Source organism: Rhizobacter sp. OV335 (assembly GCF_900142965.1).
Lineage (GTDB): Bacteria > Pseudomonadota > Gammaproteobacteria > Burkholderiales > Burkholderiaceae_C > Rhizobacter.
Genome location: NZ_FRCQ01000016.1, coordinates 131465 through 150275 on the forward strand (window position 1 = coordinate 131465; position 18811 = coordinate 150275).

General features: G+C 69.4%; 6 protein-coding genes. All 6 read right to left on the bottom strand.

Annotation, left to right across the window (positions count from 1 at the left end; genetic code table 11):
- Positions 1-151: 151 nt before the first annotated feature.
- Positions 152-2638 (bottom strand): Ig domain-containing protein, encoded by a 2487-nt coding sequence (locus BUE42_RS17795; protein WP_143171577.1) that lies wholly within the window; start codon positions 2636-2638, stop codon positions 152-154.
- A gap of 17 nt (positions 2639-2655) precedes the next feature.
- The gene (locus BUE42_RS17800; RefSeq protein ID WP_073466601.1) at positions 2656-7209 is read right to left on the bottom strand and encodes a hypothetical protein; all 4554 of its coding nucleotides are present in this window, start codon (positions 7207-7209) and stop codon (positions 2656-2658) included.
- Between the two features lie 28 nt (positions 7210-7237).
- A complete protein-coding gene (locus BUE42_RS17805; RefSeq protein WP_073466602.1) occupies positions 7238-10051 on the bottom strand; it encodes a hypothetical protein in 2814 nt (937 codons plus the stop codon).
- Positions 10052-10090: 39 nt separating this feature from the next.
- Positions 10091-13531, bottom strand: a complete 3441-nt coding sequence (locus BUE42_RS17810; RefSeq protein WP_073466603.1) for a DUF6603 domain-containing protein — start codon at positions 13529-13531, stop codon at positions 10091-10093.
- On the bottom strand, positions 13528-16002 hold the full coding sequence (locus BUE42_RS17815) for a metallophosphoesterase family protein (RefSeq protein WP_073466604.1): 2475 nt from the start codon (positions 16000-16002) through the stop codon (positions 13528-13530). The genes BUE42_RS17810 and BUE42_RS17815 overlap by 4 nt, the downstream gene beginning before the upstream one ends.
- 1974 nt (positions 16003-17976) lie before the next feature.
- A partial coding sequence (locus tag BUE42_RS17820; RefSeq protein WP_073466611.1) for an IS256 family transposase occupies positions 17977-18811 on the bottom strand: 835 nt, incomplete at its 5' end.

Sequence of the window (18811 nt, forward strand, 5' to 3'; positions counted from 1 at the left end):
TTGATCATCGAGTGGGTATCGTGTCATAGCCGAACAATATGAACACCCTGGTAGCCCGCGTCCCCGAACGCGTTCTCCTCGTGGCCGTGCAGCAACCCGCGGACCACATTGATGTCGTTGACGTTGGCCGACGTGTCCAGCGGGCGTTGAATCAATCGCCAATTCCCAGCGTGTCGAAGCGCAGCGCCGACGAGCCCTCGCCCGAGCCGACCTGGTTGCGCAAGGCCGTCCACACCCATGTCGAGCCGTCAATCCAGCGCGTCATGCGGCGCTGCCGCGTCACGTGGGTACCTTCGCGAGGCACCTCCTCGTCGTACAGCAGCAGCGTGTCGGCGGACTTCAAGGCTTCGCTGTGGGCAGGGTGGACGTGCCGGCTGCCATCGGCCTGCAACACCGCGCCGCGCTTCAGGCGGGACACGCGTACCGGCACTGTGCCCGGCACGGGCGGCAACTGGATCTGCACCGGCAGCAACGGAATCCAGTGCGGCGGCACGCTGCTCGCGAGTCGGTAGGTGGGTAGGCCGGCGCTGCCTGCGGCGGCATCGGTCATGGGCGCTGTCGGCGGTCGAGCCGGCGGCAGCGAAGTCTCCACCGCGCTCTCCAGCCGGCGCTCGATGCCCCACGCGATGTTGGCCATCTCGTCGCGCATGAAAAGTACATCTTCCAGCGCAGCGCCTTCCATGCTGCGGCCGACAACTGGTGGCAGGAAGAAGGTGTTGGGCCGCGGCGGCCTGGCCGCCTCGCCAGCAGGGCGAAGGGCGGATTGCTGCCACATCGAGAAGCGCGGTGCTGGCAGCGCCGGGTCGCCGATCGGACGCAGCAGGCTGCGCACGCCGAAGGTGTCGGTGACGACCAGCGAATCGACACGCGTGAGGCTGCCCACCGGCAGCGTGAGCGGCAGCACGTACCAGTCGTTGCCGTAGCTGCTCGCGTACTCGATCAGCATCAGGTGTGCGAGGTCGGTGGCGCCAGCCGGCAGCAGGCCATAGGCGAGCCGTGCGTCCTCCATCTCCCAGAAGCGCGCCGCGGGTGCACCGCGCGGCACCACCGGTGCCGGAATCATGACGCGGCTCATCGCGCTGGCCGCCGGGCTGGCACTGGTGTCCAGGCTGAAGCGCTGGTTGAGGTCGAAACTGCTCCAGTCGAGCCGACCGCCGTCGAACTCGCTGGCCGACAGCGTGAGCCCGTCCGACTCGGCCGGCGAGAATCGCCCCCCCACCGAGACGGCGTACTCCAGGCGATCCGGCACCCAGGCGTCGTCGGCCGGTGCGGCGGGCTCGGCGAACAGGCTGTCGTACCAGGCCAGCCAGGCGGCCACCACGCGCTGCACCGCGGGCAGGTCGGCGGCCGCAACCTTCAGGGCCGGGTCGGGCACGTAGCTTCCCGAATTGCCGCCCGTGGGCCGGAACATCGTGACCAGTCGGCGCGCGTCCGGCGCCCGCCCTGCGAGCGAGCGCAGCAGCCGGGCGGCGGCATCGCTGCCTTCGGCCAGCGCGGCCGGCATCTGCATCAGCGATGCGGCAAGAAAGGCCGGGCGGTATTTCCGCGCCGTGGCGTCGGCGTCCAGCATGCGCAGGAAGTGCAGCCCGGCCTCCGCGGCCAGGGTCAGCATGCGGTCGTCCGTGGGACTGGTCGGGCGCATGCGTCGGCGCTCGACCAGCGTCTCCAGCGGCGCCGTCGCCGGATCGTAGGCCATGCCCGCCGCCTTCTGCACCGACAGCTCGCCGAAGTGGCAGCGCGTGATCGCCGCCTGCGTGGCGCGCACCCGGGCCTGCACCGGCGAGCCGCTGTCCTCGCCCTGGAACTCGCCCATCTGCCACTGGCGCGTCATCAGCCACAGCGGGTCGAACAGGCGCGCGTTGGCGCTGCTGCCCACGTCGGCCGCGCTGCATTGCGGCTCCAGCCGGGTCCAGCTGGTGATGGAGGCCGTGCTGGGCATGCCGGAGGGCGTCACCCGGCCCGGCCGATCCACCGGAGGCGGCGTCGGGAAGGCCAGCACCTTCAGCGTCTGGCTGAAGGTGTCCACCGAGGCGAACGCATCACTGGCCGTCACGGTGATCGGATACTCGCCGGGCGGCAACGAGAGGTCGACACCCCATGTGCCATTGCTGACGGACAGCGTGACCTCTGCCGTAGCGCCGATCCTGTACGTCAGCTTCGGCACGCCATAGGGCGCCTGGCCCTGGCCTTCGGTGAGGGTGCCGGCGAGCCTGAAGCTCAAGGGCAACTGGGCGTTGGGAACGGCCTGCGGCGACTGGAAGGGCGTGACGCTCAGCACCGGCACCACGTGCTCGAGGGTAAGGTCGAGCACGACCTCGCCGTCCACGTTCTGGATGTCCGGCTCGGGGTCTTTCGGGAACTTGGGGACGGTGATGCTGCCTTGCGAACTGACAATCAAGTTGAAGCGCTGCCCGGGCCTGATGGCGTTGGGAATCGGCCCCGACCAACTCCAGTTCAGCTGAGCGACCTTGCGTGCGCCGGGGTGCACCTGTTGGATCGGACCGCCGTCGCCAAACTGCAGCCAAACTCCGCGCACGCTGCCGCTTCCCGCGCCGCTGACCGAGCCCGAGATTTGCAGGCTGCGGCTCACGGTACTGCCGCTTGGAAGGGGATTGATGAAGATGAAAAGTCCGGACATGGTGTTCCTTCGAAGGCTCAGGCGGTCAAAGCACGGAAGTCGGTGGAGACAACGTCATCGGCCGGGTTGAAGGGCAGGTAGGTGGCCGGCAGGTACTGCGCCGCGGCGCCCAGCAGGCTGCCATCGACGGCGCGCAGCTTGGCGAGATCCAGCGTTTCCATCAGCACCTGGCGCAGTCCTTCTGCCGTCCAGGGTTGCCCCGGCGTCGGCGGCACGGCCACCAGCAGGTTCTGCGGCGCCATCGCGTTCGGCGCATCGAACTGAAAGGTGAGCGCGGTGGTCTCCTCACGACTGGGCACCACCTCGACCCACTCGTCCACCAGAAGGCCGGCCATCGGAAGTGCCGGGTCCAGAGCCTGCGACGACTGCACAACCAGCGACAGCTTGCTGTGCGCCATTTCGGTGCCGGGCAGCACCGGCAGGCCGACCCAGCGCTCAGTGGCATCGAAGGGCAGCTGGGCCACCGTCAGCGCGAGGCGCTCGCCAGCCGCCAGCACCTCGGACGTGCGCAGGCAGCCGCCCAGGCGCGCCGCGGCCTCGCGCACCCGGGTGCTGCGCATGAACCAGCCGTGTGCGGCCAGTGCGTCGCCGCCTTGCTGCGCGGTGCTGCCGGCCAGCGCGCGCTTGAGTTCGGCCGCTTCGCCCGCCTCGCAGCTGAAGCCCGGCAACATCACGAAGTGCGGCCCGAAGGCGACCCGGCCGCGCTCCAGCAATTGCTCGCAGCGGGCCCGCGGTTCGCTGGCCACCGGCTGGGCGCGCAGCACCAGGGTCTGGTCGACGCGCGGCCCGCTGGCCTGCAGCAACGCGGCGGACTGTCGAGCCAGCAAGGCCAGGATCTCGGGCGAGTCGCCCATCGCCACCGAGGGCACCGCCGCGCCCACGCCATACAGGCCGAGGGCCAGCATGCCGGAGCGCAGGTCCTCGGCCGTGGCGGTGGGTGGGCTGGCCGCGGCCTTGGCCACGCGCGCCAGCAACTGCTTGTGCATCGCGTTCAGGCCGTTCTCGCCACGCAGCACGCGCGCCTCGAGGTCGGCCAAGTCCATCTGGCCGAGCGAGGCACGGCCCGGGGGCGCGAGGTCGTCCGGGCGCAGCCCACGGGCCTGCTCCAGCAGGTGGCGCAAGGCGCGGCCTTGTTCGACCAGGTCGAACAGCGTGGTCTCGCCGGCCGCCAGGTCGCCGGGGCGTGCGTGCTGCAGCCGCAAGTTCGACGATTCGATCGCTCCGAAACCACCGGTGCGGCGCTGGGCTTGGTACAGGACCCGCTGCTCGATGTGGCAGGGGCCGGGCTGGGCCTCGCCGGCGGCGTCCAGTCCGTAGAGGAAATCCAGCGCGGTCAGCGGCAACTCGCTCAGTGCGAAGGCCAGGGTCTGCACGACGGTGCCGGTCGCTGGATCGAGGCGCTCGACGGTGCAGCGCGCCTTGCGCGGATCGCCCAGCAGCCGGGTGGCCCAGGCGTTCAGCATGCGTTCGCTGTTGGACAGCACCGACGAGTTCCACGCAGCCCAGCCTGGGCCGGGCTGCGGGCCACCGCTCATCAGCGTCACCAGCCGGTGCGTCAGCGAGGTGCCGGTGCGCGGCATGCGCGCGACTTCAAGTTCCGGCGGCGGGGCCTCGCCCTGCGCGATGGCCGACAGCGTGCTTGCCATGCGCGAGGTGTTGCCGCGTGCCATCTGGTAGGCAGCCTCGGCGGTCAACGCGTCGCTCAGCGCGTCCAGCGTGTCGCGCAGGGCGTTCACCTCGGCCTCGACGCGCGCACTCTCGGCCGCGGACGCGCCCCGCAGCACCTCGGTGCGCGCCGTGTCCTGGGGCGCGTCCCAGCGACGCAACAGCGCCAAGCCGTCGACCACGTTGTTCGCCGCAATCGATTCGACCGGATGCGGCTCGTCCTCGCGAGCCCGCACGGCAAGCGGCGCCACGCTACGCGCCGGCGCGATGAAGCGGTCGAGCTGCAGCTCGTGCAGTCGCCGCTCGAGCCGATAGCCGAGAAGCGCGCCCAGCGGCTGACCCTGCCGCACCCCGTCCAGCAGCCGTGCGGCCTCGCGCACCCGGGCCGACGAGAGGTCGATCGCGAAGGGGCCGTCGGCCTGCGGGATGCCACTCGGTCCGAGATGGGCATTGCGCAGCACCGCGGCGGCCGTGGCGTGAGTCAGCGAGGGCGCGTGGATGAAGCCGCTGTCCTGCACCGGCGCATACAGCGGAGCAGCCTCCTGCGGCGGGCGGGCGCCGGCCGGCACCTCGTCAGCCGGGGTGGCGCGCCGCAGGTTCTCGACCCATCCATAGGCGCCGACGCGGGCGCCGGCGGCGTTGCCCGCGGTCATCGTGTCGAGCCGTCGCGTGGCGAACGACGTGACCCAGGCATCGAGCCGGTGCGCGGCCAGGTCCAGGGTGCCCTGCATCAGCAGGCCCAGCAGTTGGCTGTCCAGGCTGCGCAGGTGGGTGAGGGCGGCGCGGAACTCGTCGAGCGAGGCCAGCTCCGGCCGCTCGAAGCCGTCCAGCCCTTCGAGGAAGGCGCGCACGGTCTGGGTGCCGGTGATCGCGGGAACCTTCATCGCAAGCTGCCGGCGCCAGTGGAGCGTTTGCGGCGTTGGCTGGATCACAAAATTGACAGGCGGCAGGTCCACCAGGTCGACCAGCTCGGCGTCGCGCAGCAGCGTGGCCAGGTTCTGTGCCGGGAGCGTGGCGACGATGCGGGCCCCGGCCTGCGCCAGCTCGCGCAGCAGCGCGTGCCGCAGCAGCGCTTGCAACAGCGAGGTGCCACGACCAGCGGCCAGCGGATCCGGTCGCGAGGCGAGCAGGGCATCGATGCTCTTGAGCGCCAGCAGGTCGCCGATGAAGTCGGGCGACAGCTGGTCAGAGGGCGAGACCTCGCCGGGTTGCACCAGCGGCGCGGTCACCGGCCAGCCTTGGGCCGCCATGAAGACGCGCGCGAGTCGCGGGGGCAGCGCCGGCACGTCCAGCAGGCGCAGCAGCTTGCTCGCCTGGTTCTCCTGGCCGGCGGCGATGCTGCCGAAGGGCTGGGCGTTCAGCGCGTAGAGGTGTTCGACCGCGTGGCGGCCCATGGCGCTGCGCGCCACCTGGGCGTGCGACACGCCGTCGCTGCGCATCACGTCGGCGAGGTCGGCATCGGGATCGGGGCCGTTGGGCGCCTGGCGCCGGCCGATGCGAGCCACCTGCGGCAGGGCCGGGCGCCAGACGCGTTCTCGCAGCTTGGCCAGCATCTCCTTGAGCCAGACCAGGCGCGCGGTATCCGGGTCGCCGGCCGAGGGCGTCCAGCCCTGAAGCGAGCTCACCGGCAGGATGCCGTAGGGCTGCATGCCGGCACGCAGCGCGGGCAAGGGCCCGCCGCAGCGCACGTGCGATCGGAAATGGCCGCGCGCCCAGTCCACCGCGGCCGGGTCCAGGCCGGCCTCGCTGCCGAGCATGTTGCCGAGGAAGTAGCCCCAGCTCACCGGCCATAGTGCGGTGTTCATGCTGTGCTGGTCGCCCGCGTGATCCTGCGCGGCCTGCGCGAGGCGTCCCAGCGTCTCGGCGATGCGGCCCGCGGGCAGTCCGAGCGCAGCGCCGGTGCGGGCCGCGTTGGGGGCGTTCAGCGGATCGGCCAGCACTTCGCGGCCGAAGCTGTCGAGGTGGCCCGGGTCGCGGGAGTCGTAGCCCGCGCGCGCGTCGTCGCTGTTGTTGGTAGGCGTGCCGAAGCGCAAGAAGGCCAGGCCGTCGGTGTAGTGGTGGGCGTCCAGCAAGTCTGCCAGTGCCGTGCTCGCGGTGGCCGGATCGGCCGAAGCGCGCACTCCGAACACCACCAGGCTGTCTAAGGGGCCGGCCGGCACGGGGATGCGCAAGGCCATGCCGGCACGCTCGGCGGCCTCGAAGTCGACCATCCACGTCATGCCCGGGTCGAGGGCCAACTGTTCCCCCGCCCGCACCGCCGCCTCGGTTGCTGCGTCCAGCGCAGGGGCATCGGGCCGGGGGCCAACGTTGAGCGGGCTGGCAATGGCCTGCCCGGTGACCGTCACCGCCACCTTGCCGCCGACATGCACCACCGCCGTCCAGCGGTCGGGTAGCAGCCGTGCCTGCGGTGCGTGGCGCCAAGCGCTCTCGCCGCCGGCTTCGACCGGGGGCAGTTCCGGGAACACGGGCGCGACCGGCGCGGCCTGCCCCGCGGGGACGGGGTTCGCGGGCCGCAGCGCGAGGTTGGCGGGCCGCAGCCGGCGGGCGATCCATGCGGCGCGCGCGGCACCGAAGCGGCCCGCGAGCGTGCGCCAGGCGTTCGAGCGGGCGGCGGTGTCGCTGGCGGCGGCCCAGTCGGCTTCCCAGTACTGGCGGCCCCAGGTGCGCTCGTCGGTGGTCAGGCCCGGCTCGTGGCTGTCGAGGTGGATCCTGTCGGGGTAGATGCGCACGCGCAGTTCGGTGCCGCCGGCGGGCGTGTCGAAGAAGCGGGTCTCCAGGCGCACGGGCAGCAGTACCAGGGGCGCGTCGGATGGGCACAGCACCGGCGACGGCGTGCCCGAGGGCGTGGCGTCGGACGCCGCCGGGACCGGAGGGGCGAGGCTGCTGTCGAAGAGATTGTCTTTCATGGGATTCTTTCCTTGGGTTGACGGGGCGTCAGGAGGTCGCAACCAGCCGTGAGGCGAGCAGGGCGATGCGCACCGGCAGCCGTCGCACGATGGCTGCCATCTCGGCCGCATTGCGGCCCCAGGCGTGTCCGTTCAGCGGCACGCCGGCGGGCGGCTGCGCGCCGATCGCCAGGTGGGTTGCCGTGCCAAGTGACACCCCCGCGTCCAGCCCGAAGCGGGGCTCGGTCGGGTGCTCGCGGATCACGACGTACCAGCCCGGCCCGCCGTCCTTGCCGATGGCTTTTTCCACCGGCACCTCGAAGCCGAAGAAGCTGACGTCCGGCGGCAAGCTTCCGCTGAAGATCGGAGGCAGTTCCGGCGAGCCGCCCAGGTCCGGTCCCGGGGCGCCAGGCGTGCCGGGGCGCTTGGCCGGCACCATCGATATCGCCGCGTTCGGGTAGCGCTGCAGCAGGTCGCTGCGCATCAACATCACGAACTCGTCGCCCTTAGGCGCGGCGGCCGGGTCGCCCAGCGTGCGCGTGCCCCAGGTGTGCACCGGTTCGATGTCGGCCGGCGCGACATTGGGCACGCCGTGCCCCCAGAAGTGGTCGAAGCAGGTGCCGCGTTGGTCGGTGGGGAAACCGCGCCACAGCAGCTCGCGGCCCATCTCGTGGTTGAGCCCGACCAGGTAGGCCTCGATGAATCGGCGGTTGGTGCGCAGGCCGAGCACCGAATTGGCACCGACCTGGTCCAGCCCTGGCAGCAGCAGCTGGTCGCCCAGCTCGTGCAGGGCCTCGACCATCGGCTGCGGGAAATGCGGCGCAGCCATCACCGGCTCGAGCCCGGTGACCGGCACGCCGGGCGCGGTGGGGGCGAGCACGCCGTCGCCGGTAGCCACGAGGGCCTGAGCTAGCGCACGCAAGGCCGGTCCTGGACGCGTCTGCTCGATCACCTGCGACTTCACCGGCTCCAGCACCGGCGGCGCGGGGGGCGCCGGCGGGCGGGCGTAGTCGATGCGCGGGATGTGCTCCAGCGCCGCCGCGCGGAAGTAGCCCGCTAGCTCGGTGGCGTGCTTCGGCACAGGCGGCCCGGGCATCGTGACCGGTGCCTTCTCGGGCGCCACGAGGAAGGCGCCGAAGAACGAATCGGCTGGCAGCTGTGCGACGGGCAGCGGCGGAAGCACGGCGAAATCCATCGGCGCCGGGATCGGAGCCCCCGGGTCGACCAGGGCCGCCGCCGATGTCGGCGACGTCGCCGACGCCGCCAGCGCCGCCACACCCGCCGGCCGCGTCCCCACGCCGTTCAGCGCTGTGACCCAGGTCGGCATGGACCAGCGCTGGAAGTTCTTGGCACGCAGGCGCTGCGTGAGCGGGCCGCGCAGGCGGCCGATGCGCCGCATCGCCGAGCGGGTGGCCGCCACCGGCAGCCGCGACGCAGCCTGTGTCACCAGCAGCGAGTGCCCGTTGGCGTGCCGCAGACGGGGAAAGGCGGGCGCCGTCACGCGCAGGATGGCCTCCTCGTCCAGCGGCGCGAAGTGCCGGGCATGCAGGCGTTCGCCGACTGCCAGGCTCATCGCCATCTGCCTCAGGCGCTGGTTGACGGCCTGCACCTGGGCCGCCTGCTCCCAGGCCGAGGCCATCAGCTCCTCCTGGTACTGCTGCACCACGCGTGTGCCGCAGGCGGCGGCGATGCGCCAGCGCGGGTCGAGGTTGAGCTGGTCGATCCAGCTGATGGCGTCGGTCGACACCGTCTTGCGACCGGCATGCCAGCGGCCGTAGAGAGGCGGGGCCAGCAGCGGGTCGCTGCCGGGTACAAGCATCTCGGTCAGGCCGGGCTGGTTGACGATGCCGGCCAGCGCCGTGCGCACGGCCAAGTCCGGCCCATCCCCCTGCGGGCCTGGGTGCGGCGCGGAGGCCGGCGTGACGGGCAGCAGCGCGCCCTCCATGACCTGGGTGCTGCCGGCAGCCACCGGGAAGCCCGAGTGGCTGATGTCGATCGTGCGGCGTCCTAGGGTGCCGGGTGTCCCGGGCTTGAGCAGCCGCGCGAGCGATTCGAAATCGCCGCCGCGTCCGGTGCGGAACTCCCAGTGGTGGTAAACCGGCAGCGTGACCTGGGCCGGTGCCGCGGGCGTGAGCGACCAGGCCGGCGCCATCGCGGTGGCCGACACCAGGTCGGCCTCGCTGACCGGCAGGCCCAGGCCGGCGCGACGGCCCAGCTCGAAGCTTGGCACCACGCAGGCGAGGTAAGCGGTGTCCGCCGCCAGCAGGCGCGGGCAGACCAGACGCGACAACGACAGCGCCGGCGAACCGGCCAGCACCGTGCGGACGGTTTCGGTCGCCGTGTCGTCGGCTGCCACCTGCGCATGCGCCCAGGCCCAGCCATCTTTCAGGTCCGGCAGCTCGGCCGCCGGCACGGCCGGCAACGCGATCTGCAGCGCCGGTAGGTTGGAGGTTGCGGTGGCGCCGGCCACGGAGGCGGCGCCCAGCGTCACGCCCGGCTGCTTGCGCACGACGACCAGGCTCAGCCAGGGCCGCAACCGCGCGTCGGCGTTGGCCCGTGCAGGCGTGAACAGCCATGGGAAATCCGGCCGGTCGAACTCGATGGACGCGAAGCAGTTCGGCTCGAAGTCGGTAGTGGCGGGCCGCGGGTCGGTGCGCACCACTTGGTTCTCGTCGATGCCGGTCACGTCGGCCGGGCCGCGCAGGCGCACGGCGATGCCTGGGACCGGTGCATCGTTCAGCGTGAGCGTAGGCTTGATGGTGGCGACCGCGCTCTGTTTGGCCGAGAGCGTGTCGTCGACGGTGATGGCGGAGGCCGCGCCCTGGCGGACCCAGGGCAGGAAACTCAGGCTTGCATTCGACATGTGAGGCGCCTTGTGGAAGGTGTTCTGGAAGGGGAGGGGCTAGTGCGCCGCCAACTCGTGGCTGGGCACCAGGAGCCACTGCGCGCCGCCGCGGTTCAGCTGGTCCAGCGTGGCCCGCTGGTCGCTCCACGATGCCGGCGTGGCCAGCGCAGGCGACAGGCGCGGCGCCGTGTCAGCCGCGTTGACGATCTGCCAGCGCGGTGCAACCAGCGTGGCGGCGGGCGAGGCTTTCTCGTTGCGGAAACGGGCCTTGCCGGTGCGGCGCAGCACTGCGCGCGCCGCGGCGCCGGTGTCGCGGTGCGCCGTCAACTCGTCCAACGACATCGTGTGCCGGGTGGGTGCCGGGGCTGCGTCGACGGCCGCCGCGCGCTCGCCCAGCACGATGGACTCGTATTCGAGCGGCGCCGGCACGACGGGGCCGAACATCGGCTTGGCCTCGCCGATCACGAGGCCTGCGTCCATGGCCTCGAAGGACGGGGCGGCCAGCTTCTCGTCGTCCGACATCGTGAAGTAGCGCGCCGGGGCGAAGGCCGCCTGCTGGCGCGTGGCCGGCGTGTCGTCCAGCCGCGCATCGAGTCGGAAGCGGCGCGGCCCGGCGACGGCGAGGCCGCCGTAGGTGTCGATGTCGCGGTGGGTGTTCAGTGGCACCAGCTGCTGCTGCACCGACAACTGACCCAGCGGGTCCAGCACCAGCCCGGTGCCGGAGGGCTGGCTGCGCAGCGCGACACCGTGGCTCGCGCCATCGGCCCGCAGCGTGCGCCAGTTGGCCGCATCGGACAGTGCGCGCGTCAGCTCGTCGACCAGCGAGATCGACGCAGGCGGCTTGCGCAGGGCATCGCCGCCGGCCAGCGTGAACTCGAAGTGCACCGAGAAGCTGAACCAGAGGATCTCGAACTTCGCGCGTGCCGCGATGCGCAGCGGCAGCGGCCCTTCGAGTGTGCCGTCCAGCGACACCTTGAACAGGTTGTGCGAGTGGAACTTAAGCTGCACGGCCGCGTGGAAGTCGACGATGAAGTGCGGCGGCACCAGCGTGACCAGCGCATCGAAGCCCAGGTCGCCGCTGACGCTGAAGCCCGCGGCTTCGGCATACAGCGAGGCGCGCGCGCCGAACTGCACGGTGTTGGCGGTGATGGCGAAGTAGGCATCGCAGACCAGGCGCGGGTTCTTGCCGGAAGACAGCGCCACGGCCACGCGCTCGAGCAGTGGAAAGCCTGCGGGCGGTGCGAAATGCGGGTTCAGGCCGCCGACCGCGAGCACGAAATGCGCCCCCGTTCCGGCGTCGGGCCAGGCAGCGCGCAGGGCGGCCGAGCCGGTGACCGGAAACTGGTGCACCAGCCGCGAGTCGATCAGCCGGGCATCGAGTTCGATGGTCTTGCTGTCGAAATCCAGGATGCCGATCGCGTCCAGGTTCAGGCGGATCAGGTCGTCGTCGGCCGCCGGCAGCAGCGCGCTGACGCGCCCGAAGGTCAGCAGGCGGGTGCGTGCACCCAGCTCGAGCACCAGGGCCAGGTCGGCCTGCACCAGGGTCGGGGTGAACCAGCTGAGGCGGGCCAGCAGGCCGAACACGATGCTGCCGCGGTTCACCGGGAAGGCGGCTGAGAGGGCCTGCAGCAGCGCCGGTGCATTGGCGACCGGGTCGCGCGGGAACAGCAGCGCGGGCAGGGTGCCTGCGGCCATCGCGGCGCGCAGCGCGCGCTCGTCGAAGGTGTGCTGGATACCGAGCATGCCGCCGATGCGCTGCAGCATGATGCCGAAGCCGAGCGGCACCGGGCGGAAGCCCTCGGCCGTTATGAACACCAGCAACGAGTAGCCGGGCCGGCCGTCCGGCATGCGGGTGCCGATCAGGCCATAGGCGCTGACGGTAAGCTGGTCGTGCAGAGTCAGCTGCAGGGCGCCGGAGTAGGTACCACTCGCGCTGTCGTGCGCCAGGAAGCCGCCGCCGGCGATCAGGCCGTGGGCGTCGATGGACAGGCCCACGCCGTCCGGTGGCTTGAAGTCGAGCGCGAGATCGGCCACGCCCAGGTTGCCGCCGGTGGATGGGAAGGTGAGGGCGCCTGTCAGGCCCAGGCCTTTTACCGTGGCCTGGATCGGGCCCAGCGAGGCGCCCAGGCGGGTCGAAATGCTGGCCTCGACGCGACCATCGTGCGCATGCAAACCCAGGTCGATCGCGCTCAGCGCAATGCCACCCGCCGACAGGCCGACCGGCAGCGAGGCATCCATGCCGGCGGCACCGCGCAGCGACAGGCCGCCATCAGTGGACCAACCCAGGCCGAGGTCGAAGTCGGCGCGCAGGCCGTCGGAAGGCAGCAGGCTCGCGATGAAGCCGTCCTGGTCGCCGGAGGCGATCACGAGGGACGACTTGGAGACGTCGGCCGACAGCGCGAGCGACTGTTTCGCAGCCGACAGGTCAGCCGCGAGTTTCAGCTTTGCCCCGCCGACCTCGAGCCGCGAGCCGTCCGCCGGACCGATCAAATAAGCCGGGCCGTCGACAAGAGGGGGCAGGGTGGCGGTGACACTGGCCTGCACGCCGGAGCTGGCCGCATCGGGCGGCAGGGTGAGGCCGTGCGGGCCCCAGGCCAGCGCATCGGCGCCGGCGTTCAACGCGAGGTCAATGGTCCAGCCGCCGACCTGGCGCGTGCTGTTGAGCTGGTCGAAGGGGTGGATGACAAGGCCCAGGTCGCCGGCCTCGGCACTGGACAGCGTGAGCGCCAAGCCGGCCTCGGCAGCGGCACCGCGCAGCGTGTCGTCGACATGGATCAGCAGGGCGTCCTTCACGTAGGTCGCCGCATCGCCCAAGATGTCGCCTTCGTCCGAGCAGGTGCCGAGTCGGCAACTGACGCCCAGCGAGCGCAGCAGCATCAGCAGCCTCGGGAACAGCTTGAGCGCTGCTGCTCCGGCATCGGCCTGCGTGAGCAGGGGGCGTGCGTATTCGGCCCGCAGCACGGCGAGCGGGTTCTGCAGAAGCGGCACGAGGCGGTCGAATTGCAGCCGGTCAACGCGGCTTGCGGCGCGCACGACCTCGCCATCCTGAATCACCGGCGGGCGCAGCGGCAACTCCTCGCCAGGGACGATCAGCGTCGTCAGCACGGCCAAGCTGCGCGCCACCGGATGGTTCACGATCAGGTGGCTGCCGACCAGCTTCTGCAGCAGGTCGTTGCCCACGCCTGCCAAGGAGGGAGACTGGGCGCCCAATTGGTCCATGGCACGGAGCGTCGCCCAGGTCTGTTGCGCGAGCTTCAGCAGCTTGCCGGCGTTATCGAACGACAGATCGGTCGAACCCTTGAGATCCTGAACCTGCGCGTACAGGCCGATTACCGCCGTCATCGCGTCGGCCAGCACTTGGCGTTGCGCGTCGGGCACGATGGCGCCCACCGAAGCGAGCAGGCGGTCGATCTTGCCCTCGTCGAGGGCCGTCTCCAGGAGGGGCTGAACGAGGTCACCGATGTCGTCGCCGAGAGTTTCCAGCAATGAGTCGCTCATAGTCCGTTCCTCGATCGGATGTCCGGGAATTCGGGATCATTGGGTGCGTTGACGTCGAGCCGGACCGTGTAGAGGGTCGAGCGCGGCAAGGCGGGATTCGGCTGGGTCCAGTGCAGCCGGTGGAGGGCCTTGAGTTCGGCCGGGGTTTCGCCCGCGAAGGTAAGTTCGCCGAGGTTGTTCAGCCCGACGACGATCTGCGCCTTGGCGTAGCTCGCGATCATCCAGCTGGACAACGCAGTCTCGTAGGCCTTGGCGACCTTCGCGCGCTCGGCAGGTGTCGCCGCGGCCGTTGGCAGGGGCGGAACGAATGGCAGCACGGGCCGTGTCGTGCCCGCTTCACCTGTCGGCAGAAGATAGTCCAGCCGGTATCGATAGTCGGGGGGCTGCGCCAGGGTTACCAAAGCGCTGACGGGCTGCCCATCGACGGCTTCGGCCTGCGACACGTCGAGGGTCCGCCGCTCGACCCTGAGCGCCCCGAACAAGGGGTCGTTGCCCACCACGGTGCCGGCCGGCCACGACGACGGATTCCAGCCGACGTAGCCTTCGGTCAGGGCGTGGCGAATCATCAGTTGGGTCAGTTCGGCATGCGGCGAGTGGAAATAGCCCTCCGTGTGGAAGCCGACCGTGTCGTCGGTCTGCTTCTTCAACGAACTCGCGACGAGTTGCGCGATCACCGCGGCTGTCGACTGCCCGCTGCCTGCGTCCCCAAAGCGACGGGTCGCGCGATACACGAGGCGACTCGCAAAGCTCATGTGCACGTCGCCCGACAACAGGAGCACGGCACCCTTGTGGCTCAGTCCGTCGCGGGCGGGGAGCTTGCTCGTGAGCGTGGTCAGGAGGCGGTCGAAGGACTCCGAAGGCAGGTCCCAGGCCTCGTACAAGTCCGGATGGTCCTGCAGGATGTTGGTGAGCCGATCGTGGCGCGAGGCGGCCCTGATCGGCTGGACCGGCGGCGCGTTCGTGGTCAGTACCACCATCATCAGGCGCTCGCCCGGTGACGGCGCGTTGCCGATCTGGCGCAGCAGTTCCGCAGGCGGCAGCAGATGCGTGCCGTCGCTGGCCCGGGGAAAGGCGCGCCAGGTACGCGTGTCCGCAAAGATCACCAGGTGCGCCGGGCCTTCGACAAAGTAGTCGTAGGTCAGTGCGTTCGAGCCGTGGGACAGTGCCCGCGTGGCGTCCAGGCGGCCCTGCGGCACGCCCAGCAGGGAACTCAGCGTGGCAGAGGCGTCGTCGTACTTCGATGCCTTGTCGACATACGACTGTGGCTGCGCAGGGTTCGGAGTGTCGACCAGTGCGAGCAACTTTGCGCCGGCGGCCGTGCCTTCGAAGTCTTCCGGCTTGTTGCCCCAATGTTGGCAAAGCGCATAGGCCAGCAGGCCGTTCTGGACCATGCGGCGACCCAGTGGATTCCCGTAGACGCCGTTGCAGAACACCATGTCCATGTTCCAGTCGTCCGTGATCTCGTGATCGTCGAAGATCATGTACGTTGGGACGTTCGCCAGGGCGCAACGAACCTTTTCCAGGCCACTGCGAAACTTCCCGATCCGCGCGATGTCGGCCACGGCGCCATCCTGGAAGTGGCGCAGCTTGGGCATCAGTCGCAGCATCGTGCGCCCTTCGGTATTTGCAAGGGCGTCCGCGTAGATCTGCGGCCAGAGCGGCACGGCGTCCGGAAACCACAACTCGGGCGACCATGCGAACAAGTACATGCACAGGTACTCGCCCAAGGACATCAAGTGCGTTTCCCTGTCTTCCGACGTGAACCCAGCCTCTGTCAAGTAGGTGCCGCGCCGGTAAGGTGCGACTTCCGAGGGCTTGACGGTCTTGCCTCCTGCCCTCGGCAAGACCTCCTTCCAGCCGAGCAGCACATCCGACGCGTCGCCCAGCATCGTCAACATGCTGGAGGCGACGTCGTCGGCATAGATCTGGTCGCCCGTCAGAAGCAGTTGATGGGGCCGCAGCAGCGGGTTGCCGGCGAGCACAGCGAGATGCGTGTCCAGGAGGGGCAGCATGTCGTTGCCTGCTCCACTGGCCTTGCGGCACGACCCCTGGTAGATCCGCAACTGGCTCAGCTTCGCAGGTGGCAGTGCGAAGCTGGGGTTGTGCAACCCCTGATCCGCATAGGCAAGCCGTGCGTTCTTCGTGGCCTTGGCCAAGTCGCAGGTCTCGCCATCGTCGAACACGAAATTCAGCGTGTACTGGTAATTCACGCCGGGGATCGCATCGGGGTGTGACGTGACGAGGCGGGCAGTCACCGCCACCAGGTGCAGATGGCGCCCGATTGCGACGCTGCGTCGCTGCCCCTGCATCACCACTCCACCCTGCTGGTCGACAACAGTGATGGTCACGGTGGCACCGACGCGCAGTGCCAGCCAGACAGTCGCAGCTTTTGGGGACACGCGCCGCAGGATCGGCCCAGCCACGACCTTGGCCTTGGTATCCAGCGACTGGATCAGCGATTGCCATGCCATGGGAGGCCCTCCCCGGCATGCACGGGCAGTGCGGTGCGTTCCATCGTCTTGCTCCGACGGCGCGTCCATTTGCGCCTCGATGGTAAAAACGCAACCCGCAGCTCAAACCCGACACGCTTCCTCAAAAGAGGGGATGAAACGATGGCCTCTAGCGCCCTGTCGAGCATGGCCTTGGCTTCACGCGTAGTCGGTGGATCGTCGCCAACCGCCTCGCGCAGATCGGAAAAGACCTCGCGCGCCGCTCCGTCCAATACGTTATTGCCGCCTCGGCGGCAAGCGCAATGCATGGCACGCAAACACCAGGTGGTCCGAAGACGTCCCGTTGGCTCAGGATTTGTCTCTTGAGTCGAGAATTCGACTCGCCGCGCTATCGATCACGGCGTGCCGGAAATATCCAACCAGCGAGGCTGTCGACCGATGCCCGGTCATTCCCATCGTCTCACCGAGCGGGATCTATCGACGGCCGGTCTCGGTCACGAATCCCGAGCGCAGCGTGTGGGCGGAGAAGCCTTCGTCGATGCCCGCCAGGCCGCAGCGCTTCTTGACGATGTCGCGCACGGCGGCCGGCGACAGCGGCTCCCCGAGCTTGCCGCCACGCCGCACGCGTCTGAAGAGGGGGCCCGCGACATCTGCGCGGCGGCCAGCCAGCCCTGCAGTGCGACGGCCCCGCGCCCCACAACAGGTTCGACGATTGCCTGTGTCATGTCTGGTCCCACGGGGGTCTCGGTCCAGTAGGCCTGGATCGTCGCGCAGTGTGCCTCGTAGACCATTCGAGCGCGTTCCAAGCCTTGTTCCCAGTCGTCGGTGAGCTGGCGGCACTGCGAGTCAATGTCGACCCCGCGATGCCGCGTGCTGGAAGCGGTGGCGTAGTCGCGAGCTTGCTGCTGCAGGTTGTCACCATTGAAGGTCTTGCGATTCACGAACAGCCAGTCCGCAACCCTGCAGTGACCCGCCTTTGGCGAGCACGTTGCCAGTCTCAACTTGATGCGCGATCTGGGTCGCGTGGGCGCGATCAAGAATGGGTGTCCTTCCGGCGGGAAGATCGGAACGAAGTCGAGCGGCGCTGTCGGGACGTGATGGCATCGGCCGTGATGGGCGGTTATGTGAACGCGCCGGCGTGAAGGCTGCGGCGGCACTGAAAGTTGCTACAGCCGGCCGCGCGCGACGACCTGTCTCACATTGAATATCACGTGGCTCGCGGAAGTTCAAGGGCAGGCGAGAGGCAGTCCCGTAGCCCGTACGCGGCAGCGATACTGCCCGTGCCCACCTCAGCGCGCGTTCTTGACTGATCTTCGAGCTCCCAATCATTGGGGGCCGAGCGATTGCCGCCTCTGTCGCTAGGTGAAATGCTGTCGGCGGAGTCTAGGCTCGGGCGAACCGTGAGATCGAACAGAAAGAGCGAAGCTGGTGCAGGCCCAGTTGTCTTGCGCACGACCGTAGGAGTGTCGCAGAAGCACAGGTTCCCCTCAAGCAGACGTCTTGACAACACGGCCGCCGCGCTGTTGAGCTTGCGGCGAACTTCTTTGCTGAAGGCCCGGAGGTAGATCCGATCGACAGACAACCAAACGCAGACCAGTTGATCTGGTTGCGACCGCAGTTGCGTTGTTCCTCGTCACCAGACAACCAGATGGCAGGCATAGCTCAGTCGTTGCTAGCCACGTTGGCAGGTAGAACACGGCCAGTCAGAACGAGAGCAATCCGACGCTTGACGAAGGTTTTACGCGACAACGGCCTCAAAGTCTTCGAGATCACCTCGTGCGCGATGCGCCGGACCGCTTCGATACGCTCGTCAGGCGATCAACGGGAGGGGAGGACGGCATGGAGGTGGGCGCTCATGGAGTTCCGGTCGGACACGGGAGGGGCTCCACGATAGGCCGCGATCGGCAGGCGGCCCTGGATCGCGGGAGTGTCTGAATTTTTGTGTTCAAGGCGCTCGGAGACTTCTCCATCGAAGTGGAGAAGTCGGTGGTGATGTTACGCGGCAGGCTTGGTGAATCGGTCCGCGTAGAGGATGGCGAATTGGTTCATGGCCTCCTTCCAGTTGTGAGCGGCGCGGCCCCAGTCGGCGGTGATGTTGCGCAGGGCCAGCCAGATCAACTTGGTCGCTGCGTCGTCGCTGGGGAAGTGCCCGCGGGACTTGATGATCTTGCGCAGCTGCGCGTTGATGCTCTCGATCGCATTGGTCGTGTAGATCACGCGACGCACCGCCGGCGGGAACGCAAAGAACGGGATGACGCGATCCCAGGCGCGGCGCCAGGCCGCCGTGACGGTGGGGAACTTCTGTCCCCACGGGCCCTGCTCGAAGGCATCCAGCGCGGCCAGTGCCGCCTCGGCGCTGACGGCCGTGTAGACCGGCTTGATCGCCGCTGCCAGCACCTTGCGGTCCTTCCAGCTCGCGTAGTCCAGGCTGTTGCGGATCAGGTGCACGATGCATGTCTGCAGCGTCGTGGCCGGGAACACGGCGGCCAGCGCCTCGGGCATGCCCTTCAGGCCATCGGTGACGGCGATCAGGATGTCGGCGACGCCGCGCGTCTTCAGGTCGTTGAACACCTTCATCCAGAACTTGGCGCCCTCGGTGCCCTCGATCCACAGGCCCAGGATGTCGCGCGTGCCGTCAGGCAGCACGCCCAGGGCAAGGTAGATGGCCTTGTTGCGCACCACCGCGTCCTCGCGGATCTTGACCCGCAGCGCATCGAAGAACACCACCGGGTACATCGGCTCCAGCGGACGCGCCTGCCAGGCGCCCACCTCCGCCATGACGGCATCGGTGACGCTGCTGATGAACTCGGGCGACACCTCCACACCGTAT

What these genes read in the sequence shown, in the direction of transcription:
- BUE42_RS17795 (WP_143171577.1), bottom strand. Translation starts at nt 2,638, where the DNA reads ATGTCCGGACTTTTCATCTTCATCAATCCCCTTCCAAGCGGCAGTACC.
- BUE42_RS17800 (WP_073466601.1), bottom strand. Translation starts at nt 7,209, where the DNA reads ATGAAAGACAATCTCTTCGACAGCAGCCTCGCCCCTCCGGTCCCGGCG.
- BUE42_RS17805 (WP_073466602.1), bottom strand. Translation starts at nt 10,051, where the DNA reads ATGTCGAATGCAAGCCTGAGTTTCCTGCCCTGGGTCCGCCAGGGCGCG.
- BUE42_RS17810 (WP_073466603.1), bottom strand. Translation starts at nt 13,531, where the DNA reads ATGAGCGACTCATTGCTGGAAACTCTCGGCGACGACATCGGTGACCTC.
- BUE42_RS17815 (WP_073466604.1), bottom strand. Translation starts at nt 16,002, where the DNA reads ATGGCATGGCAATCGCTGATCCAGTCGCTGGATACCAAGGCCAAGGTC.